The 19493-nt window shown below is 44.4% G+C and carries 23 protein-coding genes; 16 read left to right on the top strand and 7 right to left on the bottom strand.

Going from position 1 to position 19493, the window contains the following annotated elements; all coding sequences use genetic code 11:
• The gene (locus AAC855_RS12040; RefSeq protein ID WP_099109381.1) at positions 1 to 348 is read left to right on the top strand and encodes a gamma-glutamylcyclotransferase family protein; all 348 of its coding nucleotides are present in this window, start codon (positions 1 to 3) and stop codon (positions 346 to 348) included.
• 233 nt (positions 349 to 581) lie between these two features.
• Here the strand turns inward: AAC855_RS12040 and ppa are convergent, their stop codons facing one another.
• Positions 582 to 1112: an inorganic diphosphatase gene (ppa, locus tag AAC855_RS12035; RefSeq protein WP_340609880.1), complete on the bottom strand. Its 531-nt coding sequence runs from the start codon at positions 1110 to 1112 to the stop codon at positions 582 to 584.
• A 236-nt stretch (positions 1113 to 1348) separates the two neighbouring features.
• On the opposite strand from ppa, the gene AAC855_RS12030 reads away from it, so the two are divergent.
• Positions 1349 to 1627 carry a type II toxin-antitoxin system HicA family toxin gene (locus AAC855_RS12030; RefSeq protein ID WP_340609878.1) on the top strand — a complete coding sequence of 93 codons (279 nt, stop codon included), beginning with the start codon at positions 1349 to 1351 and terminating at the stop codon, positions 1625 to 1627.
• Positions 1624 to 1980, top strand: coding sequence for a type II toxin-antitoxin system HicB family antitoxin (locus AAC855_RS12025; RefSeq protein ID WP_340609877.1), 357 nt, complete (start codon positions 1624 to 1626; stop codon positions 1978 to 1980). The genes AAC855_RS12030 and AAC855_RS12025 overlap by 4 nt, the downstream gene beginning before the upstream one ends.
• A gap of 59 nt (positions 1981 to 2039) precedes the next feature.
• On the opposite strand, the gene fbp is transcribed toward AAC855_RS12025, so the two are convergent.
• Positions 2040 to 3044 carry a class 1 fructose-bisphosphatase gene (fbp, locus tag AAC855_RS12020; RefSeq protein WP_340609875.1) on the bottom strand — a complete coding sequence of 335 codons (1005 nt, stop codon included), beginning with the start codon at positions 3042 to 3044 and terminating at the stop codon, positions 2040 to 2042.
• Between the two features lie 170 nt (positions 3045 to 3214).
• Here fbp and mpl point away from each other — a divergent pair, with 170 nt between their 5' ends.
• Positions 3215 to 4585, top strand: coding sequence for a UDP-N-acetylmuramate:L-alanyl-gamma-D-glutamyl-meso-diaminopimelate ligase (mpl, locus tag AAC855_RS12015; protein ID WP_340609873.1), 1371 nt, complete (start codon positions 3215 to 3217; stop codon positions 4583 to 4585).
• A 73-nt stretch (positions 4586 to 4658) separates the two neighbouring features.
• Here the strand turns inward: mpl and argR are convergent, their stop codons facing one another.
• Positions 4659 to 5129: a transcriptional regulator ArgR gene (argR, locus tag AAC855_RS12010; protein ID WP_340609872.1), complete on the bottom strand. Its 471-nt coding sequence runs from the start codon at positions 5127 to 5129 to the stop codon at positions 4659 to 4661.
• 446 nt (positions 5130 to 5575) lie between these two features.
• Here argR and mdh point away from each other — a divergent pair, with 446 nt between their 5' ends.
• The gene (mdh, locus tag AAC855_RS12005) at positions 5576 to 6514 is read left to right on the top strand and encodes a malate dehydrogenase (protein WP_340609871.1); all 939 of its coding nucleotides are present in this window, start codon (positions 5576 to 5578) and stop codon (positions 6512 to 6514) included.
• 117 nt (positions 6515 to 6631) lie between these two features.
• On the opposite strand, the gene AAC855_RS12000 is transcribed toward mdh, so the two are convergent.
• Positions 6632 to 6895: a helix-turn-helix domain-containing protein gene (locus tag AAC855_RS12000; RefSeq protein WP_099120009.1), complete on the bottom strand. Its 264-nt coding sequence runs from the start codon at positions 6893 to 6895 to the stop codon at positions 6632 to 6634.
• 187 nt (positions 6896 to 7082) lie between these two features.
• Between AAC855_RS12000 and AAC855_RS11995 the strand changes: the two genes are divergently transcribed.
• Both AAC855_RS11995 and AAC855_RS11990 read left to right on the top strand, forming a co-directional pair.
• Positions 7083 to 7430: a DNA-binding protein gene (locus tag AAC855_RS11995; protein ID WP_099120010.1), complete on the top strand. Its 348-nt coding sequence runs from the start codon at positions 7083 to 7085 to the stop codon at positions 7428 to 7430.
• A gap of 88 nt (positions 7431 to 7518) precedes the next feature.
• Positions 7519 to 7899 carry a DNA-binding protein gene (locus AAC855_RS11990; protein ID WP_340609869.1) on the top strand — a complete coding sequence of 127 codons (381 nt, stop codon included), beginning with the start codon at positions 7519 to 7521 and terminating at the stop codon, positions 7897 to 7899.
• 27 nt (positions 7900 to 7926) lie between these two features.
• Here AAC855_RS11990 and ispB read toward each other — a convergent pair whose 3' ends face one another.
• The gene (gene ispB, locus AAC855_RS11985) at positions 7927 to 8898 is read right to left on the bottom strand and encodes an octaprenyl diphosphate synthase (protein WP_099120011.1); all 972 of its coding nucleotides are present in this window, start codon (positions 8896 to 8898) and stop codon (positions 7927 to 7929) included.
• A gap of 250 nt (positions 8899 to 9148) precedes the next feature.
• Between ispB and rplU the strand changes: the two genes are divergently transcribed.
• The 3 genes from rplU (at position 9149) to cgtA (ending at position 11035) form a co-directional block, all read left to right on the top strand.
• Positions 9149 to 9457 (top strand): 50S ribosomal protein L21, encoded by a 309-nt coding sequence (rplU, locus tag AAC855_RS11980; RefSeq protein ID WP_340609867.1) that lies wholly within the window; start codon positions 9149 to 9151, stop codon positions 9455 to 9457.
• Between the two features lie 20 nt (positions 9458 to 9477).
• Positions 9478 to 9735, top strand: coding sequence for a 50S ribosomal protein L27 (gene rpmA / locus AAC855_RS11975; RefSeq protein ID WP_038261469.1), 258 nt, complete (start codon positions 9478 to 9480; stop codon positions 9733 to 9735).
• Between the two features lie 130 nt (positions 9736 to 9865).
• Positions 9866 to 11035: an Obg family GTPase CgtA gene (gene cgtA, locus AAC855_RS11970; RefSeq protein ID WP_340610013.1), complete on the top strand. Its 1170-nt coding sequence runs from the start codon at positions 9866 to 9868 to the stop codon at positions 11033 to 11035.
• A gap of 90 nt (positions 11036 to 11125) precedes the next feature.
• Here cgtA and dacB read toward each other — a convergent pair whose 3' ends face one another.
• Positions 11126 to 12574 carry a serine-type D-Ala-D-Ala carboxypeptidase gene (gene dacB / locus AAC855_RS11965; protein WP_340609865.1) on the bottom strand — a complete coding sequence of 483 codons (1449 nt, stop codon included), beginning with the start codon at positions 12572 to 12574 and terminating at the stop codon, positions 11126 to 11128.
• A 316-nt stretch (positions 12575 to 12890) separates the two neighbouring features.
• Here dacB and greA point away from each other — a divergent pair, with 316 nt between their 5' ends.
• On the top strand, positions 12891 to 13367 hold the full coding sequence (gene greA, locus AAC855_RS11960) for a transcription elongation factor GreA (protein ID WP_340609863.1): 477 nt from the start codon (positions 12891 to 12893) through the stop codon (positions 13365 to 13367).
• A gap of 151 nt (positions 13368 to 13518) precedes the next feature.
• Here greA and yhbY read toward each other — a convergent pair whose 3' ends face one another.
• Positions 13519 to 13812 (bottom strand): ribosome assembly RNA-binding protein YhbY, encoded by a 294-nt coding sequence (gene yhbY / locus AAC855_RS11955; RefSeq protein WP_038261477.1) that lies wholly within the window; start codon positions 13810 to 13812, stop codon positions 13519 to 13521.
• A gap of 135 nt (positions 13813 to 13947) precedes the next feature.
• On the opposite strand from yhbY, the gene rlmE reads away from it, so the two are divergent.
• The 5 genes from rlmE (at position 13948) to secG (ending at position 19451) form a co-directional block, all read left to right on the top strand.
• Positions 13948 to 14577: a 23S rRNA (uridine(2552)-2'-O)-methyltransferase RlmE gene (gene rlmE, locus AAC855_RS11950; protein ID WP_099120015.1), complete on the top strand. Its 630-nt coding sequence runs from the start codon at positions 13948 to 13950 to the stop codon at positions 14575 to 14577.
• Positions 14578 to 14624: 47 nt separating this feature from the next.
• Positions 14625 to 16556 (top strand): ATP-dependent zinc metalloprotease FtsH, encoded by a 1932-nt coding sequence (gene ftsH, locus AAC855_RS11945; protein ID WP_169926585.1) that lies wholly within the window; start codon positions 14625 to 14627, stop codon positions 16554 to 16556.
• Positions 16557 to 16668: 112 nt separating this feature from the next.
• A complete protein-coding gene (gene folP / locus AAC855_RS11940) occupies positions 16669 to 17526 on the top strand; it encodes a dihydropteroate synthase (RefSeq protein ID WP_340609861.1) in 858 nt (285 codons plus the stop codon).
• Between the two features lie 53 nt (positions 17527 to 17579).
• The gene (glmM, locus tag AAC855_RS11935; protein WP_340609859.1) at positions 17580 to 18917 is read left to right on the top strand and encodes a phosphoglucosamine mutase; all 1338 of its coding nucleotides are present in this window, start codon (positions 17580 to 17582) and stop codon (positions 18915 to 18917) included.
• A gap of 186 nt (positions 18918 to 19103) precedes the next feature.
• Positions 19104 to 19451: a preprotein translocase subunit SecG gene (gene secG, locus AAC855_RS11930; protein ID WP_340609858.1), complete on the top strand. Its 348-nt coding sequence runs from the start codon at positions 19104 to 19106 to the stop codon at positions 19449 to 19451.
• Positions 19452 to 19493 lie beyond the last annotated feature (42 nt).

Here is a 19493-nt window from a genome sequence, read left to right as displayed (position 1 = left end):
ATGCGAGTTATTGTTTATGGTAGCCTGAGGCGCAAACAAGGCAATCACCACTGGATGACCTATGCCCAACTTTTAGGGGAGCATCGGCTTGAGGGGTATGAAATTTATGACCTGGGGCATTATCCCGCGGTAGTCCGCGGCGAAGGCACTCTTGAATGTGAAGTTTATCGCATTACATCATCTATTTTGACTGAACTGGATGATTTGAAAAAGAACACTCAGGAATATCAAAGGGAATTGATCAAAACCCCCTACGGCAGTGCATGGATTTATTTGTATATGTTATCTGTCGAGGGTCTTACCCGAATAGAAAGTGGTGACTGGCTGAAACGTCACGAAGAAAAATAACGGTCTGTAGTGTATTTTAGGATCACTTTAATAACTATACACAATGAATTTCAAGATGCGTCGCGGCGGCAAGGGAGAGAATCCCCGGGAGCATAGATAACTATGTGACTGGGGTGAACGAGCGTAGCCAACAAAGAGGCAACTTGAAAGGCGAAGTGTATAAACAAAAAACCTCTGTGCCGATAAGAACACAGAGGTTTTTTACGATCAAAACTTGCTGTTATCCGTCAGGATTATTTTTTTGCAGCACGTTCGAAAGAAGTCAGGATTTCAGCTTTAGCGGCTTCAATATTTTCCCAGCCGTCAACTTTTACCCACTTGCCTTTTTCCAGATCTTTGTAGTGTTCAAAGAAATGGGTAATCTGAGAACGCAGCAGTTCTGGCAGATCGTTCACATCTTTAATGTGATCGTATTCTTTGCTCAGTTTAGTATGAGGAACAGCAACCAGTTTAGCATCTTCACCGGATTCATCGGTCATTTTCAGCATACCAACCGGGCGGCAGCGGATAACGGAGCCTGGCTGCAATGGGTATGGAGTTGGAACCAGTACGTCAACCGGGTCACCATCAAGGGACAAAGTGTTGTTGATGTAACCGTAGTTGCACGGATAGAACATAGCCGTTGACATGAAACGGTCTACAAACAGAGCGCCGGAGTCTTTGTCGACTTCATATTTAATTGGATCCGCATTTGCCGGGATCTCAATGATAACGTAGATGTCTTCTGGCAGTTCTTTACCCGCCGGTACGTTGTTCAGGCTCATAAAAGGTTTCCTTCAATTTCAAACCAAAATGGAGTGCGGGGTATTATAGCCAAAACAGGCCTAAAGTAATTCCATTTTTCTGATCCGCGGAGTGAACCATAATTTATGAAAGGTGTATTTCTTTATAAAGACAGGATGAAAGAAATCAGACAAGAGTTAGAAATAAAGGGATTTGATTTCTTTTTACAGTAGCTCTAATATGACTTCATGATTTGAAGTCGTAGTGTATTGAGATTATGGATAAACAGATTTCAGCGCTTCGAACGAGGCAGAGACGCACATTAGATCAAATATTTAAAACGCCTATTCCTTCTGGGATTAAATGGTCAGATATTGAATCTCTTATTAAAGCATTAGGTGGAGAGATCAAGGAAGGGCGAGGTTCGCGTTGTAAATTTGTATTAAATGGCAGTATCGCCAATTTTCATCGTCCTCATCCGTCTCCCGATACAGATAAAGGTGCTGTAGTTGGTTTACGGGAATGGTTGGAGAGTATCGGAGTCATGCCATTATGAGTAAAAAACACACTAATATTATGGAAATAGCCGAGCATCAGGCTGTTATTAGTTATGTACCTGAAATTAGAATGTTTCGGGGAAAATTTTTAGGATTATCTGGTTATTGTGATTTTGTAGCTGACAGTATCGCTGGGTTACATACCGAAGGGCGGTTATCACTGGATGAATATCTGGAGGATTGCCGTATTGCTGATATCGAACCCTATCAACAGCGTGAAAAAACAAAAAACTTCACATTGCGTTATCCTGAGTCCTTTGGCGAGCGTTTAATCCAAGCGGCTGCGGAGCACCAGATGTCCATTAATGCGTTTATTCTTGATACGCTAGATGAACGTATTCACCATAAATAATATTCTTCAATTGAAGAGACGAAACACCGTCTCTTCAATTAACTATTTAATAAATCGATTTATTCTTCGGGAAACTCAGCCATAAAACTTTCGGCTTTTTCCACCATCGATTTGGTTCCGACAAACAGAGGAACGCGCTGGTGTAACTCGCTTGGTTTGATATCCAATATCCGGCTTGTACCGTCACTGGCTTTGCCGCCAGCTTGTTCAGCCAGGAATGCAATCGGGTTGCACTCATACAGCAGACGTAATTTACCGGTCGGATGGCTGGCTGTACTTGGGTAAATGTAAATACCACCTTTCAGCAGGTTGCGATGGAAGTCAGCAACCAGTGAGCCAACATAACGCGTAGTGTAAGGACGCTGAGTTTCTTCATCCTGCTCCTGACAATATTTGATGTACTTTTTCACACCCAGAGGGAATTTAATGTAGTTCCCTTCGTTAATGGAATACATATTGCCTTTTGCCGGGAACTGAACTTTTTCATGAGTCAGACAGAAGACACCCAGAGAAGGATCATAAGTGAAGGTATGAACACCACAGCCAGTGGTGTAAACCAACATGGTGGATGAGCCGTAGACGACATAACCAGCCGCAACCTGACGATGGCCCGGTTGCAGAAAATCTTCTTCAGTCACCGGTTGCCCGATCGGTGTAATCCGGCGGTAAATGGAGAAAATAGTACCGACGGAAACGTTTACATCAATATTCGAAGAACCATCCAGTGGGTCCATCAAAACAACATATTTTGCATTTTCTGCCCGGTCGCCATCAAAGATGACGATGTCGTCTTCTTCTTCAGAAGCGATACCAGCTACTTCACCGCGAGCTTTCAGTGCTGCCTTGAGTTTTTCATTGGCATACAAGTCCAGCTTCATCTGAACTTCACCCTGAACATTTGAAACACCGCTAGTACCCAGAATATCTACGAGACCTGCTTTATTGATGTCCCGATGAATGATCTTGGCACCCAGTTTGATAGCAGAAAGTAATGCGGTCAATTCACCTGTAGCATGAGGAAAGTCGTGCTGTTTTTCGACGATGAATTCGCCTAATGTTTTCATGACGAAGGCCCTGATTTGGTTATGATTTTAAAAGAGTGCAGCACATTTGTGTTGCACTTAAGTGCGGGCAGTTTAGCTAAAGAATAGAATGATTGATAGGCCATTGCATTTCTAATCTATGATTTGATGGTTAGAATAGTGATACACTTCATGATATCGGATAGAAATAAATGCGTATTCATATTCTTGGCATCTGCGGAACTTTCATGGGAGGGCTGGCAATCCTCGCTCGCTCGTTAGGCCACGAAGTTACCGGCTCCGACGCCAATGTGTATCCTCCTATGAGTACTCTGTTGGAAAATCAGGGTATTGAACTGATCCAAGGATACGATCCTTCACAACTCAATCCTGTACCAGATATGGTGATCATCGGTAATGCCATGACGCGGGGTAATCCTTGTGTTGAGGCGGTTTTGGATCGAGGTATTCCTTATACATCCGGTCCGCAGTGGCTGCATGATCATGTTTTGCCGGAGCGTTGGGTTCTGGCGGTTGCAGGAACACATGGCAAAACAACAACAGCGGGAATGCTGGCATGGATTCTGGAAGCCTGCGGTTATAAGCCGGGATTTTTGATCGGCGGCGTACCGGGTAATTTTGAAGTTTCAGCACAACTGGGTGAAAGCCCGTTTTTCGTGATTGAAGCGGATGAGTATGATTGCGCTTTTTTTGACAAGCGTTCAAAGTTTGTCCACTACAGCCCCCGCACGCTCGTTATGAACAATCTTGAATTCGATCATGCCGATATTTTCGAAAATTTGGCGGCGATTCAAAAACAGTTCCATCACCTTGTCAGAGTTGTGCCGGGAATCGGTAAGATCCTTGCTCCTGATCATGACATTAATCTGAAACAGGTTATCGGCATGGGATGTTGGAGTGAATTGGAATATACCGGGGAAACAGGGAGCTGGCAGGCAAAAAAAACGACTCAGGACAGCAGCACTTATCAGGTGTTCCATCATGGTGAGTTGGTCGGTGAAGTTAGCTGGTCATTAGTGGGTGAACATAATATGCAGAATGGCTTGATGGCCATTGCAGCAGCTTACCATGTTGGAGTACAACCTGCGGACGCTTGTCAGGTATTGGGTAACTTTATCAATGCCCGTCGCCGTCTGGAATTAGTGGGTAAGGTGAATGGCGTCACTATTTACGATGATTTTGCTCATCACCCGACAGCAATTCTGGCAACACTGGAAGCATTGAGAAGTAAAGTTGGGGGTATGGCGCGTATTCTTGCTGTGCTGGAACCTCGTTCAAACACCATGAAACTCGGCATGAGCAAAAATGAAATTGCGCCTTCTCTGGGCCGTGCAGATGAAGTATTTCTGTTTCAGCCCGGTAATATTCCGTGGCAAGTTGCTGAAATTGCTGAACAGTGTATTCAACCCGCCCGTTGGTGTTCTGATATAGATGCGTTGGTACGCATGATCGTTGAATCAGCGCAGCCCGGCGATCATATATTGATTATGAGTAATGGCGGTTTTGGTGGTATTCATGAGAAATTACTGATGGCTTTGAACAAGAAGGAACAGGCAGCCTGATTGTTCATGTGAGAGGATCGCAATGATCGGGCGATCCTCTGTCTGGCTAAATAGCGTTTAGCCTATGATTAATTTACAGTTCTTGATCAAACAAATTGAGTATAGCTTCATAGAGCTGTGTTGTTGTAACGGCCTTTGTCGGCGTAGAAAAAACAGTATCATCTCCGGCGATGCTACCCAGGATCCCTTCCGCTTTACCTAATGAATCCAGCAAACGGGCAATCAACTGTGCTGCGCCGGGGCTAGTGCGAATAACCACGACTGAATGGTTATAATCGACATCCAAGACCAGATTTTTTAATGGGCTGGTGGCAGTAGGAACACCTAATTCAGCTGGCAGACAGTAGACCATTTCCATTTTTGCATTGCGGGTTCTGACTGCACCAAATTTTGTCAGCATTCTGGAAACTTTAGATTGGTTAATGTTTTCAAAGCCTTCTTCCTGAAGCGCTGCCACAATCTCGCCCTGAGAACTGAATTTTTCTTCTTTAAGTAATGCTTTGAACGCTTTTACCAAATCTTCCTGTTTCGAAGGAATTCGCATATTTCACCATCGTTGAATCCGTTATGAAGTCAATATTATGCAAAAGAGTGAATTTTTATGCAAGGAAGGGACTGAAAGACCGTGATAGGCTGCATAATTACATGATTGAGCAAGGTAAATATATTGTTAATAAAATGGAATCACTTGCAGTAAAAGAGAATAACAGATTAATTAACTCATTAATTCATAAGATAGCAAGAATAATTCCTAAAAAAGTGCCCGTTATCTCATTAACAGATAAGCATTTTGTCTAAAATAAAGAACTTTGGTGTTCCATCCTCAGGCTATTAGGTAGATAATCTGGCTGTTAACAGATTGTTTTTAATACGTAGTGATGAGTAAGGCAGAAGGCTTATCCCATACCTGTATTGAATAGGGTAAATTAAGCCTCTTAACCAGACAGATTTCAGTTTATTACAGCACTTAATTTTTAAAGGAGTATCAGGATGAAAGTTGCAGTTCTCGGTGCAGCCGGTGGTATTGGTCAGGCACTTGCCCTTCTACTCAAGACCCAGCTTCCTTCAGGTTCAGAACTTTCTTTGTATGACATTGCCCCAGTAACCCCAGGCGTTGCTGCCGATCTGAGCCATATCCCGACAGCCGTGAAGGTCACTGGTTTTGCGGGTGAAGATGCAACTCCAGCACTGGCAGGTGCAGATGTTGTATTGATTTCTGCTGGTGTGGCACGTAAACCTGGTATGGATCGCTCTGATCTATTTAATATTAATGCAGGCATTATCCGTAATCTGGTTCAGCAGATTGCTAAAACATGCCCGAAAGCATTAATCGGAATTATTACTAACCCTGTGAACACGACTGTAGCCATCGCTGCTGAAGTTCTGAAAAAAGAGGGTGTTTACGATAAAAACCGTCTGTTTGGTATAACAACACTGGATATTATCCGCTCTAATACCTTCATTGCTGAACTGAAAGGCAAGAAACCAGAAGAGCTGGAAGTTCCTGTTATTGGTGGTCACTCTGGGGTAACTATTCTGCCATTACTGTCTCAGATCCCGGGTGTGAGCTTCACTGCTGAAGAAATTGAAGCTCTGACAAAACGTATCCAGAATGCTGGTACTGAAGTTGTTGAAGCAAAAGCGGGTGGCGGATCTGCAACTTTGTCTATGGGACAAGCTGCTGCGCGTTTCGGTCTTTCCCTGATCCGTGCTCTGCAGGGTGACAGCAATGTTATCGAATGCAGCTATGTGGAAGGTGATGGCAAACACGCTCGTTTCTTCGCACAACCTATTCGCTTAGGTAAAAATGGTATTGAAGAACGTTTAGATATTGGTCAACTGAGTGAGTTTGAACAAAACGCACTGAATAATATGTTAGACGTTCTGAAAAAAGATATTGAATTAGGCGAAAAATTTATTAATGGTTAATTCAATTAATTCGTAATTTATTAATATACGAATTAACTTAAATATATTAGATAACTAAAACCGCTAACTGAAATACAGTTAGCGGTTTTTCTTTTCAATAATTATATTGATAGCTAATTATTCTTTTTTCTCTCTGACTTTCCTTTCTAATAATTCTCCGGTGTGGGGATCGAAATAGCGGCTGGGCCATATTTCAGACGGATGAATACCTAAATAGTTTGCTATTATCCATTCTCCCTTGGGCCATGGGCGAGAAAGAGTATTCGCCAAAGTTGATGAGCTTAATCCTGATTCACGGGAAACAGCGGCCAGAGTTGTTCCACGTTTACGTAAAGCAGCAATAATATCAGCAGGATGCCAATCCGATTTCATAGAAATCATTTTTTTAATCCTTTCCTATTAAATTTAGAGCCACATTAGTGGTATAACTAAAGCGTTAGAGTGAAATTAATAACGAACATGGATCTGTTATTAAGAAAATAAAATAACATTATTTTTTCTAAAAATATTTCTAATTTTTTCTTAATAACTTCTTTTTTGAACTTGGTTACAAAAATAGAGAAACATTATGAAAAAAGAGTGGTATACGGCAATGGAGTTGACCGGTGTAGGTGAGTTACCTAGATCACCACAAGGAGTGAATGCCAGAGCGAAACGTGAAGAATGGATGAGACAAAAGCGAGCGGGTGTTCAGGGTAGGGCAATTGAATATCACTATTCTTGTTTTCCTGAATCAACATTATCAGCTCTGGAACTTAATGAAATATCGCCTGAATATCAGGTTCAGAAACAAGACCCTCTATCTATTTGGGTAAGTGCATTTAATTTACTCACGGATGAAGAAAAGGAGGTAATTACAGAAGTGATATTAAGAGATGGTATAAGAAGTTTTTTGGAAAAAATTCTAGCTACCTGAGCCAGCTTTTGAAAAGCCAAATTGAAAAACAAAGGGTATAGAATTTGGTTTCCTCTTTACTGCTCCGGTAATAAGCGAGGAGAGAGAGATGAAAAAAGAATGGTATTCTGCAAAGGAACTCATTGGCCTCGCTGGTCTGCCATCATCCCCTCAGGGGGTGAACCTGATGGCAAGACGTGAAGGTTGGGAACAGCGTCGTAAGCGTGGAGTGCAGGGAAAAGCCCTCGAATATCATGTCAACAGCCTGCCTGAAGATGTTCTGAATGTACTGGCCGTGAGTGAAAGCTCGGTTGAGTACTACCGGAACAAACGGCAAGATCCGTTTATGATTTGGGTGGAAGCTTATTATCAACTGACCAAGCCCGAAAGGGAGCGCATGGTTAAGTTCATTTTACGGAAAGGACTAGCCAGTCTTGTACAATACACAGGAATTCAAGAAGTTGAAACCAAAGGCAGTATCTCAGACTGAACAGTCTGAGATACTGATTGCATAAGCTCAGGAAAGTCGCTGTACAGCGATATGGGCAAGCCCCACAAGGGCCGCTTTGTATGGAGACTCATCAAGTACTTGTAACGCTGAAATTGCCTTATCAGCTTCTTCCTCGGCCCGCTGACGGGTGTAATTGAGTGAACCACACTGTTTCATCGTTGTAAGCACAGTATCCAACAAATGGCGGCCATTCCCTTTCTCAATCGCCTCGCGGATCAAGGCTGACTGTTCAGGAGTTCCATGATTCATCGCATGTAAGAGCGGAAGTGTCGGCTTACCTTCATTCAGATCATCCCCGGTATTTTTTCCGAGCGTATTATCATCGGAATCGTAATCTAAAAGATCATCGATCAACTGGAATGCAGTACCAAGATAGCGACCATAATCGCGTAGTGCTGCTTCCTGATCCGGGGTTGCATTGGACAAAATAGCGGAAGAGTGCGAGGCCACTTCAAACAGACGCGCTGTTTTGCTGTAAATGACGCGCATGTAATCATCTTCTGAAATATCCGGATCATTACAATTCATCAACTGCATCACTTCGCCTTCTGCAATGACATTCGTGGCATCGGACATCAGTTTCAGCACGCGCATTGAGTTGAGGTCAGTCATCATTTGAAACGAACGGGTATAGATAAAATCACCGACCAGTACGCTGGCTGCATTGCCATACATGGCATTAGCCGTTGCCCGCCCGCGACGCATATCGGATTCATCTACGACATCATCATGAAGCAGGGTTGCTGTATGAATAAATTCGATCAGTGCAGCAACTTTGATATGTTTCTCTCCCTCATGACCCAGTGCCTTAGCGACCAGAACGGCAATCATAGGGCGAATGCGTTTACCACCGCCGCTAATAATGTAATAGCCAAGCTGGTTGATAAGTGCAACATCGGAATTTAATTGGTTAAGAATGGTTTCATTAACCGCTGCCATATCATCAGCTGTAAGTTTAATTATCGATTCTAAGTTCATGTTTTGGCTTCGGACTCTGATTCAGAGCTGTGCTCATTAATTAGTATATCAATAGATATCACGTTTTATTGATTGTACTTGAAAAACCGTTCAAATAAATGACAATCGAAAAACTCCGATTTTTTCTCATCTGTTCTAATTCTGCACTTGTCTTCCAAACGGTTTTTGCGTAGAATTCGCGCCCTATTGTGAATATTTTATAGCGCGCTCTGGAAAGAATTTTAGGGGGTGCGCGGAAAGCGGAGTTTATATGTACGCGGTTTTCCAAAGTGGTGGTAAACAACACCGAGTAAGCGAAGGTCAGACAATTCGCTTGGAAAAGCTGGACATCGCAACAGGTGAAACTGTTGAGTTTGACCAGGTTCTGATGGTCGCTAATGGCGAAGAAATCCAGATCGGCGCTCCAGTAATCGAAGGCGTTAAAGTTAAAGCTGAAGTTGTTGCACACGGTCGTGGCGAGAAAGTTAAAATCGTTAAGTTTCGTCGTCGTAAACACAGCCGTAAGCAGCAGGGCCACCGTCAGTGGTTCACTGAAGTTAAGATCACTGGCATCGCTTAAGATATTAGGAGAGCAGATAAATGGCACACAAAAAGGCTGGCGGCTCGACTCGTAACGGTCGCGATTCCGAAAGTAAACGTCTGGGTGTAAAACGTTTTGGTGGTGAGTCTGTATTAGCAGGCAGCATCATCGTTCGTCAACGTGGTACTAAATTCCACGCAGGCAACAACGTAGGTTGTGGCCGTGACCACACCCTGTTCGCATTAGCTGACGGAAAAGTTAAATTCGAAGTTAAAGGTCCAAAAAACCGTAAATTTATCAGCATCGTAGCTGAATAAGTTTTTTGAACTTCGATAGAATCGGAAGCCCTGCAATGTGTGTTGCGGGGCTTTTTATATTTTGGATTACGCCATCTCTGGGTACGATCTGCCATCCAGCTTTATAGTGGCTATCCTACGGAGAAAAATGATGAAATTTGTAGATGAAGCCAGAATACTGGTTGCAGCGGGAGATGGTGGCAATGGCTGTGTCAGCTTCCGTCGTGAGAAATATATTCCAAAAGGTGGGCCGGACGGTGGTGACGGCGGTGACGGCGGTGACGTTTACCTGTTGGCAGATGAAAACCTTAATACCCTGATTGACTACCGTTTTGAAAAATCCTTCCGCGCTGAGCGTGGGCAAAATGGTCAGAGCCGCGATTGCACCGGTAAACGTGGTCAGGATATTACCATTAAAGTGCCGGTAGGAACCCGTATCCGCGATATCGCGACAGGAGAGATTCTGGGTGATATGGTGCGTCATGAGCAGCGTCTGATGGTTGCTAAAGGCGGCTTCCACGGGCTGGGTAACACCCGCTTTAAATCCTCAGTGAACCGTGCGCCGCGCCAAAGGACGATGGGAACACCGGGAGAGACTCGTGACCTGATGCTGGAGCTGATGCTGCTGGCTGATGTTGGTATGCTTGGCATGCCGAATGCGGGTAAGTCCACCTTCATTCGAGCGGTTTCGGCAGCCAAACCTAAAGTAGCTGATTATCCATTTACTACGCTGGTACCAAGCCTTGGTGTTGTGCGTATGGATAATGAGCAGAGCTTCGTAGTCGCTGATATCCCGGGTCTGATTGAAGGTGCATCAGAAGGCGCAGGATTAGGTATCCGTTTCCTGAAACATCTGGAGCGTTGCCGTGTTCTGCTGCATCTCATTGATCTTTGCCCGATCGATGAATCTGATCCAGTCGAAAATGCCCGTATTATTATCAACGAGCTGCATAAATACAGTGAGAAACTGGCTGAAAAACCACGTTGGCTGGTATTCAATAAAGTTGATTTGACTGATCCAGAAGAAGCGAAGCTGAAAGCAAAAGAAATCGCGGATGAACTGGGTTGGGAAGGCGACTACTACATGATCTCAGCCGTGAATCGTCAGGGTGTGAAAGAACTCTGCTGGGATATCATGGAATTCATTAAAGTTCAGCCTCGCCAGATGAATGCTGAAGAAGGCACTCAGCCGGAAAAAGTTGAATTCATGTGGGATGACTATCATAAGGAACAGTTGGAGCAGGCATCTGAGACCGATGATCTGGATGATGACTGGGACGAAGAAGATGAAGAAGGCATTGAGTTTATTTATAAACGTTAATCGCTTATTTCAGATGCTTTAATGATGAAAAAGGGTGCTTGTTAAAGCGCCCTTTTTTCTCTCTGGAATTTCTCTTTTATGATTTCCTTATCAATTATTCTGGTATAAGGATTTATATAAATGATGCTCGAAACGAACCAGAGGAGCCCGACGATTCCGTAGGTTTTCTGGGGTAACAGAGTAGGATGAAATAAATTGGACGAAAGCAATCTGCTGCCCACTAGCTGCGGTCATAAAGCCGGCAAGATTATACACTCCTTGCAGTGAACCTGTTTTTGCAAATACCTTACCATCCACACCCGCAGTATGAAGCCCCGGACGATAGGCTAACGTGCCGTCAAAACCTGCTTTAGGCAACATAGAGATCATATCCAACTCATTGTTGTGCTGTGCAATGAATTGCAGGATTTCCATCATTGTTGAAGGGGTAATGAGATCGTGACGTGAAAGACCAGAACCATCAACGATGACCGCATTGCCGATATCAATACCGGCTTTTTGTTTTAGGATTTGGCGGATAGCATCCGAACCGGATCGCCATGTACCGGGAACATTAAAGTAATAATGGCCCAGAGTACGATAAACCGTATCTGCTATCATATTATCTGATTTTTTCAGCATCACCTTGAGCAGGTCAGGTAAAGGTGCAGAATGATTCATTGCCAGCGTTTTTTCGGGCGGCTGAGGAAGTGATTGGCGTCGTAGGTGGCCTTTCAGTTCAATTCCGGCGATGCGTAATTCATTTTTCAGAATAGTTCCAACATAACTTGCCCCATTCTGGACAGCAAATGCCAGCGGCAAGGGTTCGCTGCGCTGCGTCAGGCAGCCAGTCAGGGTATATCGGTTTAATTCGCCTGTGGTCACATCAAGTTCACAGTATTTTGCTTCTGGTGAGCCTTTAGCAAGTGTTTTAACTTCACTGAAGACGTTGACAGGATAAAAAGAGGGCGTGTGAACAATAGCTGGCTCATTAGCCTGTTCTGCGCTATAGAGTAGGACAGAAAAGCAGTTTTTATCGACAATGGCAGCTCCGGGCGGCGCGCTGAAACATTGGGTCATATCATTCCATACCCAGCCCGGCGCTTTATCGTGGCTGGAAAAAATAGAAATGTCGATGATGAGATCGCCGTTAATCTGCTGTATACCGGATTGTTTCAGCTTTTCTACCATATTGCGTAGTTGCGTACGCGTCAGTGATGGATCGCCGACAAAACGGGCAATAAGGTGACCTTTTAATATGCCATCTTCAATATTGGCATTACTCTCCAGAGTTGTGACAAAACGGAAATCTTTGCCAAGCTGTAATAAGGCAGCCAATGCTGTCACTATTTTCTGAGTACTGGCCGGTAATGCCAGTTGTTGCCCGCGATAATCAATAATAGGTGCTTTTTCACCGACTTTTTGGGCGATAAATGAAACATTGGCCCCTGCTGGCAAATATTCAATATTCTTCTCAATTGAAGAAGCATTTGCACTAAAAACGCTCAGGCTCAAACTGAGCATACAAGCTATTTTGCTGGTAACTTTTAAAAGAGCCATAGGTCTCGCATATAAATGTGGGTGTATTTCAATAAAATTTGTATTAATAATACTAAGACGCAATCTAGGAAAAAGTAAACGATGATCCATCACCAACTCTACGTTAAAATGATAGATTAGCAGGTAGAATGTGTATGTGAACTATCAGACTATTCTGTAGTTTACGCCCCTTTTATTGTCTGGAAGCTCGCCTGATAGGGTGTGCTCATTGTGTTGCAATATATTGCAATCTACTGTTATTGCAAAAATAAGTTGTTCTTTTGCAAAAATCAGGAAGATGTTGTCTGGGCTTAGGATTGATTTAGAGGTTTAATAAATGAAACAAATTCCGATGACGGTACGTGGCGCGGATAAGTTGCGCGAAGAATTAGAACATTTGAAAAATGTACGTCGCCCTCAAATTATTGCTGCAATCGCTGAGGCACGTGAACACGGTGATTTGAAAGAAAATGCCGAATACCATGCTGCCCGTGAGCAACAGGGGTTTTGTGAAGGCCGTATTCAAGAAATTGAAGCTAAACTTTCTAATGCGCAGGTGATAGATATCACGAAGATGACCAACAATGGCCGCGTGATTTTTGGTGCGACGGTAACGGTGCTGAATGTTGATTCTGATGAAGAACAGACTTACCGCATTGTGGGTGACGATGAAGCGAATATCAAAGAAAATCTGCTTTCGGTGAATTCACCTATTGCCCGTGGCTTAATTGGCAAAGAAGTGGATGATGTCGCTGTGATTGAAACACCCGGCGGTAAAGTGGAATATGAAGTTCTGAACGTCGATTACGTTTGATATTTAGCTTAAAAGTTAAGTTTTCCTTCCCACACAATGGTGCGGGAAGGAGAATGGCAAGTGGTCATAATACCGGTAATGATAATGAAAAGGCCCGATGAGGTCTTTTTTTGTCATGATAAAATGGCACTTTTGTATAAAGATATCGAGATTATTTCGGTAAACTAATCTTACGCTCTTCAGAAGGGCGATAGAGAACTAGCATTTTACCAATAATTTGCACATTATATGCACCAGTTTCACGAACAATAGCTTCCGCGATCAAAGTTTTGATTTCACGGTCTTCGCCTGCAACTTTGACTTTGATAAGCTCGTGATGCGAAAGGGTTTGTTCGATTTCGGCCAATACGCCTTCAGTCAGTCCGTTGTTACCGATCATAACAACAGGCTTTAATGAATGAGCGAGACTTTTCAGGTATTGCACTTGTTTCTTGTTAAGAGTCATCGTTTTTTTGCTTAGTTGGGATTGAAAACGACCTATTCTACCGCCATCTCTTATCTATCACCATAAGTGTGTGGTGTGGTTTGATAAGAGAGTGAAAAAAATAAGACTCTCTGTTAGTAACAGTTGGAAAGAACAATGGCCAATAAAAAACGCTCAGCAAGCTCAAGTCGCTGGTTACAAGAACATTTTAGTGATAAATATGTTCTTAAGGCGCAGAAAAAAGGGCTTCGCTCCCGCGCTTGGTTTAAACTTGATGAGATACAGCAAAGCGACAAAATATTTAAACCGGGCATGACCGTTGTTGATTTAGGCGCTGCTCCAGGTGGGTGGTCTCAATACGTAGTCAGTCAGATTGGTGGACGTGGTCGGGTCATTGCCTGCGATCTTTTGCCAATGGATCCCATTGTCGGCGTTGATTTTCTGCAAGGGGATTTTCGTGATGAGCAGGTATTGAAAACATTACTTGAGAGAGTTGGTGATAATAAAGTCCAGGTCGTCATGTCGGATATGGCTCCCAATATGAGTGGAACCCCCGCGGTCGATATTCCTCGATCCATGTATCTGATTGAGTTAGCGTTGGATATGTGTCGTGATGTGCTGGCCCCTGGGGGCAGTTTTATTGTCAAAGTGTTTCAGGGAGAAGGCTTTGATGAATACCTGAGGGAAATACGCTCCCTTTTTACGAAAGTTAAAATTCGTAAACCGGACGCTTCGCGGGCACGTTCGCGTGAAGTATACATTGTAGCGACGGGGCGGAAAGTGTAGTACCCTGCTGCTATTTGTTAACACAGTTGTAATAAGAGGTTAATCCCTTGAGTGACATGGCGAAAAACCTGATTCTCTGGTTAGTCATCGCAGTTGTCTTGATGTTATTGTTCCAGAGTTTTGGTCCCGGCGATTCTAGTGGTCGTAGGGTGGATTACTCTAACTTCATCAGTGAGTTATCACAGAATCAAATAAGTGAAGTACGTATTTCTGGTCGTGACATTGATTTCACTAAGAAAGACAACGGTGGAAAATACAGCACGTATATGCCAGTTCCAGATGAGAAGCTGCTGGATACACTGCTAAACAAACAGGTAAAAGTTGTTGGTGAACCACCAGAACAACAAGGCCTGTTAGCGTCTATCTTTATTTCATGGTTCCCAATGCTGTTGCTGATTGGCGTTTGGATCTTCTTTATGCGTCAAATGCAAGGTGGTGGCGGTAAAGGAGCGATGTCTTTCGGTAAAAGCAAAGCTCGTATGCTGACGGAAGATCAGATCAAAACGACATTTGCAGATGTTGCAGGTTGTGACGAAGCAAAAGAAGAAGTGGGTGAGCTGGTGGAATACCTGCGTGAACCCGGCCGTTTCCAGAAACTGGGTGGTAAGATCCCTAAAGGCATCCTGATGGTAGGGCCTCCGGGTACAGGTAAGACCCTGCTGGCGAAAGCAATTGCAGGTGAGGCTAAAGTACCATTCTTTACCATTTCTGGTTCTGACTTCGTTGAAATGTTTGTTGGTGTAGGTGCTTCCCGTGTTCGTGATATGTTCGAACAGGCGAAAAAAGCCGCTCCTTGTATTATCTTTATCGATGAAATCGACGCTGTAGGCCGTCAGCGCGGCGCTGGTCTGGGTGGTGGACACGATGAACGTGAACAGACACTGAACCAAATGCTGGTTGAGATGGATGGCTTCGAAGGTAATGAAGGTATCATCGTTATCGCTGCGACCAACCGCCCTGATGTACTGGACCCTGCATTGCTGCGCCCGGGCCGTTTTGACCGCCAGGTGGTTGTTGGCCTGCCGGATGTACGTGGCCGTGAGCAAATTCTGAAAGTTCATATGCGTCGTATCCCGCTGGATACCGACATTGATGCTTCCATCATTGCCCGTGGTACACCTGGATTCTCGGGTGCCGACTTGGCAAACCTGGTGAACGAAGCCGCTCTGTTTGCTGCCCGTGGCAACAAACGTGTCGTTTCGATGGTGGAATTTGAGAAAGCCAAAGATAAGATCATGATGGGCGCAGAACGTCGCTCAATGGTCATGACGGAAGAGCAGAAAGAATCTACTGCTTATCATGAAGCAGGGCATGCCATTATTGGTCGTCTGGTTCCTGAACATGATCCGGTTCATAAAGTGACGATTATCCCACGTGGTCGTGCATTGGGTGTGACTTTCTTCCTGCCGGAAGGTGATCAAATCAGTGCCAGCCGTCAGAAACTGGAAAGCCAGATTTCTACTTTATATGGCGGACGTCTTGCAGAAGAGATCATCTACGGCCCAGAAAATGTTTCTACTGGCGCATCTAACGATATTAAAGTAGCAACATCCATTGCTCGCAATATGGTCACGCAGTGGGGCTTCTCAGAAAAACTGGGGCCACTACTGTATGCGGAAGAAGAGGGTGAGGTTTTCCTTGGTCGTTCGGTCGCTAAAGCGAAACATATGTCGGAAGATACTGCTCGCTTAATTGATCAGGAAGTTAAGGTTCTCGTTGACCGTAACTACCAGCGTGCCCGTCAGATTCTGATGGATAATCTGGACATCCTGCACTCGATGAAAGATGCGTTGATGAAGTATGAAACCATTGATGCACCTCAGATTGATGACCTGATGAACCGTACTACTGTTCGTCCACCTGCAGGTTGGGAAGGCGATAATAGAAATGGCGGTAATAGCAATAATAGTAATAACCGTCAGGATACATCGTCTCAGCAGCAGTCTGCGAAACCTGCGGATGGTAACCCAACCGCATAATCTACTCAGGCCAAGGGCAATCATCAGCAACAGGTTGCCTCTGGTTTTGACAGACCGTACTGATTAAACCCCGGGGCAAACCTGGGGTTTTTAACATTAAGGCCCCCTAGCAATGAAACTGACAGCCAGAGGAAGTATCCTTGACCTTTCCCATCCACAGGTTATGGGGATTTTGAATGTCACTCCTGACTCCTTCTCTGATGGAGGTACACACAATACCCTAGATACAGCCTTACGCCATGCTGTCAGCATGATTGAAGAAGGTGCCACGATTATTGATATCGGCGGGGAATCGACACGCCCCGGTGCAGATGAGGTCAGTGAGCAGGAAGAACTGGACCGTGTTGTGCCCGTAATAGAAACTTTGTCCCGGCGTTTTGATGTCTGGATTTCTGTTGATACCTCAAAGGCTATCGTAATACAGGAAGCTGCAAAAGCAGGTGCTCACATTATCAATGATATTCGCTCATTACAGGAGCCGAATGCGCTGGAAGAGGCTGCCAAAACAGGCTTACCCGTTTGCTTGATGCACATGCAGGGACAGCCCCGAACGATGCAGGCAGAACCTCATTACACTGATGTTATAGCGGAAGTAAAAGCATTTCTGGAAGCTCAGATTGAGCGCTGTATCGCGGCCGGTATTGCAAAAGATAACCTGATAATCGATCCGGGCTTCGGTTTTGGTAAGAATTTATCGCATAATTATCAATTATTGGCTCAGTTGAAAGCATTCCATCATCTTGGTGTGCCCATCTTGGCTGGTATGTCGCGTAAGTCAATGATTGGGCAGTTACTTCATGTACCCCCTCAGGAAAGAGTCACGGGAAGTGTTGCTTGTGCTGTCATTGCAGCAATGCAAGGCGCTCAGATTATTCGTGTGCATGATGTAAAAGAAACTGTGCAGGCAATGCAGATTGTTCAGGCAACTTTGTCAGAGAAAAATACGTTGTCAGCAATAGGCAATTTGTGAACAAAGAACGTCTATGAACAAAGAATACGTTTAGCAAAGGAAGAAAGAAGTTTATGAGTAACCGTAAATATTTTGGTACCGATGGCATCCGAGGCAAAGTCGGCAACAGTCCGATTACCCCTGATTTTGTTTTAAAACTTGGTTGGGCTGCGGGTAAAGTACTGGCGCGCCATGGTTCTCGCAAAATTATTATTGGTAAAGATACCCGTATTTCTGGTTATATGCTGGAATCTGCTCTGGAAGCAGGCCTGGCAGCCGCTGGGTTATCAGCCTCATTTACCGGCCCGATGCCAACCCCTGCCGTGGCATACCTGACACGCACTTTCCGTGCTGAAGCCGGAATTGTGATTTCTGCTTCTCACAACCCTTACTACGATAACGGAATTAAATTTTTTTCCATTGATGGCACCAAACTTCCTGATGATGTGGAAGAAGCGATTGAAGCTGAAATGGAAAAACCACTGACTTGCGTAGAATCTGCTGAATTAGGGCGTGCTAATCGGATTGTTGATGCGGCTGGTCGTTATATTGAATTCTGTAAAGGCACATTCCCTAGTGAACAAAGCCTGAATGGATTGAAAGTTGTACTGGATTGCGCTAATGGTGCGACTTACCATATTGCGCCAAATGTTCTCAGAGAACTGGGTGCTGATGTGATAGCCATTGGCTGCGAGCCAAATGGCATTAACATCAATGAAGAATGCGGTGCAACCGATGTTCGTCTATTACAGAAGCGTGTACTGGAAGAACAGGCTGATGTTGGTCTGGCATTTGATGGCGATGGTGACCGCATTATCATGGTTGATCATCTGGGCCATAAAGTGGACGGAGACCAGATACTTTACATCATTGCACGTGAAGCATTACGACAAGGGCAACTGCGCGGCGGAGCCGTCGGCACGTTGATGAGTAATATGGGGCTGGAGCTGGCGTTGAAGCAGCTCGGTATTCCATTTGAACGTGCAAAAGTAGGTGACCGCTATGTACTGGAAAAATTGCAGGAAAAAGGCTGGCGTCTGGGCGCGGAAAATTCAGGCCATATCATCTTGCTGGATAAGACCACTACAGGTGATGGTATTGTTGCCGGTTTGCAGGTATTGAGCGCAATGGTACGTAATGACATGACCCTGCATGATTTGTGCAGTGGCATGAAGTTATTGCCTCAGGTACTGGTCAATGTGCGTTTTGCGGGCAAGAACGATCCTCTTCAATCTGAACAGGTACTGGAAGTGGTTAAAGAGGTTGAAAACGCGTTAGATGGCCGTGGTCGCGTTCTGCTGCGTAAATCAGGCACTGAACCTCTGATCCGCGTTATGGTGGAAGGAGAAGACGAAGAACAGGTCACCGCATTGGCGCATCGTATCGCTGACTCAGTGAAAAGGATGAGCTGATTTGTTGATTTTTTCCTCAATCAGCGCCAGTATTTAAAATTAACCTTGCTTGTCTGAGATGCTTTGGTTAGTATTCACACCCGCTCAATCAGTTAATTTTTCTAATTGAGTGGGTGATGCAGAATAACGTTACCGTAGTATAACGTCACAGTTATGGTAAATCCCACGAGGAAACGGGTACAACATATGTATGAAGCTCTTTTAGGTATATTCTTGCTGGTCGGTATCGGGCTGATTGCTCTGGTTCTGTTGCAGCAGGGGAAAGGTGCTGATATGGGTGCTTCCTTTGGTGCGGGTGCGTCTGCAACAATATTTGGTTCATCGGGTTCTGCGAATTTCATGACCCGTATGACAGCGGTTTTTGCAACATTGTTTTTTGTTATCAGTCTGATTCTGGGAAATATGACCACGAATAGGACGGGTTCAAGCGGCAAATGGGAAAACCTTGCTGAGCCTGTAAAAACTGAAAAACAGGCAGAGACTCCAGCTGTACCGGAAGCTCCAGCTAAACCAAATAGTGATATCCCTCAGTAATTTTTGGTAGAAAGTTTTCTGTCAGGAATAGTCAGTAAAAGA

The organism is Xenorhabdus bharatensis (assembly GCF_037996705.1).
GTDB classification, from domain to species: Bacteria; Pseudomonadota; Gammaproteobacteria; order Enterobacterales; family Enterobacteriaceae; genus Xenorhabdus; species Xenorhabdus bharatensis.
The sequence above is the reverse complement of the archived record's forward strand: the minus strand, read 5'-3'. Positions and strand labels throughout refer to the sequence as shown.

What these genes read in the sequence shown, in the direction of transcription:
- AAC855_RS12040 (WP_099109381.1), top strand. Translation starts at nt 1, where the DNA reads ATGCGAGTTATTGTTTATGGTAGCCTGAGGCGCAAACAAGGCAATCAC.
- ppa (WP_340609880.1), bottom strand. Translation starts at nt 1,112, where the DNA reads ATGAGCCTGAACAACGTACCGGCGGGTAAAGAACTGCCAGAAGACATC.
- AAC855_RS12030 (WP_340609878.1), top strand. Translation starts at nt 1,349, where the DNA reads ATGGATAAACAGATTTCAGCGCTTCGAACGAGGCAGAGACGCACATTA.
- AAC855_RS12025 (WP_340609877.1), top strand. Translation starts at nt 1,624, where the DNA reads ATGAGTAAAAAACACACTAATATTATGGAAATAGCCGAGCATCAGGCT.
- fbp (WP_340609875.1), bottom strand. Translation starts at nt 3,044, where the DNA reads ATGAAAACATTAGGCGAATTCATCGTCGAAAAACAGCACGACTTTCCT.
- mpl (WP_340609873.1), top strand. Translation starts at nt 3,215, where the DNA reads ATGCGTATTCATATTCTTGGCATCTGCGGAACTTTCATGGGAGGGCTG.
- argR (WP_340609872.1), bottom strand. Translation starts at nt 5,129, where the DNA reads ATGCGAATTCCTTCGAAACAGGAAGATTTGGTAAAAGCGTTCAAAGCA.
- mdh (WP_340609871.1), top strand. Translation starts at nt 5,576, where the DNA reads ATGAAAGTTGCAGTTCTCGGTGCAGCCGGTGGTATTGGTCAGGCACTT.
- AAC855_RS12000 (WP_099120009.1), bottom strand. Translation starts at nt 6,895, where the DNA reads ATGATTTCTATGAAATCGGATTGGCATCCTGCTGATATTATTGCTGCT.
- AAC855_RS11995 (WP_099120010.1), top strand. Translation starts at nt 7,083, where the DNA reads ATGAAAAAAGAGTGGTATACGGCAATGGAGTTGACCGGTGTAGGTGAG.
- AAC855_RS11990 (WP_340609869.1), top strand. Translation starts at nt 7,519, where the DNA reads ATGAAAAAAGAATGGTATTCTGCAAAGGAACTCATTGGCCTCGCTGGT.
- ispB (WP_099120011.1), bottom strand. Translation starts at nt 8,898, where the DNA reads ATGAACTTAGAATCGATAATTAAACTTACAGCTGATGATATGGCAGCG.
- rplU (WP_340609867.1), top strand. Translation starts at nt 9,149, where the DNA reads ATGTACGCGGTTTTCCAAAGTGGTGGTAAACAACACCGAGTAAGCGAA.
- rpmA (WP_038261469.1), top strand. Translation starts at nt 9,478, where the DNA reads ATGGCACACAAAAAGGCTGGCGGCTCGACTCGTAACGGTCGCGATTCC.
- cgtA (WP_340610013.1), top strand. Translation starts at nt 9,866, where the DNA reads ATGAAATTTGTAGATGAAGCCAGAATACTGGTTGCAGCGGGAGATGGT.
- dacB (WP_340609865.1), bottom strand. Translation starts at nt 12,574, where the DNA reads ATGGCTCTTTTAAAAGTTACCAGCAAAATAGCTTGTATGCTCAGTTTG.
- greA (WP_340609863.1), top strand. Translation starts at nt 12,891, where the DNA reads ATGAAACAAATTCCGATGACGGTACGTGGCGCGGATAAGTTGCGCGAA.
- yhbY (WP_038261477.1), bottom strand. Translation starts at nt 13,812, where the DNA reads ATGACTCTTAACAAGAAACAAGTGCAATACCTGAAAAGTCTCGCTCAT.
- rlmE (WP_099120015.1), top strand. Translation starts at nt 13,948, where the DNA reads ATGGCCAATAAAAAACGCTCAGCAAGCTCAAGTCGCTGGTTACAAGAA.
- folP (WP_340609861.1), top strand. Translation starts at nt 16,669, where the DNA reads ATGAAACTGACAGCCAGAGGAAGTATCCTTGACCTTTCCCATCCACAG.
- glmM (WP_340609859.1), top strand. Translation starts at nt 17,580, where the DNA reads ATGAGTAACCGTAAATATTTTGGTACCGATGGCATCCGAGGCAAAGTC.
- secG (WP_340609858.1), top strand. Translation starts at nt 19,104, where the DNA reads ATGTATGAAGCTCTTTTAGGTATATTCTTGCTGGTCGGTATCGGGCTG.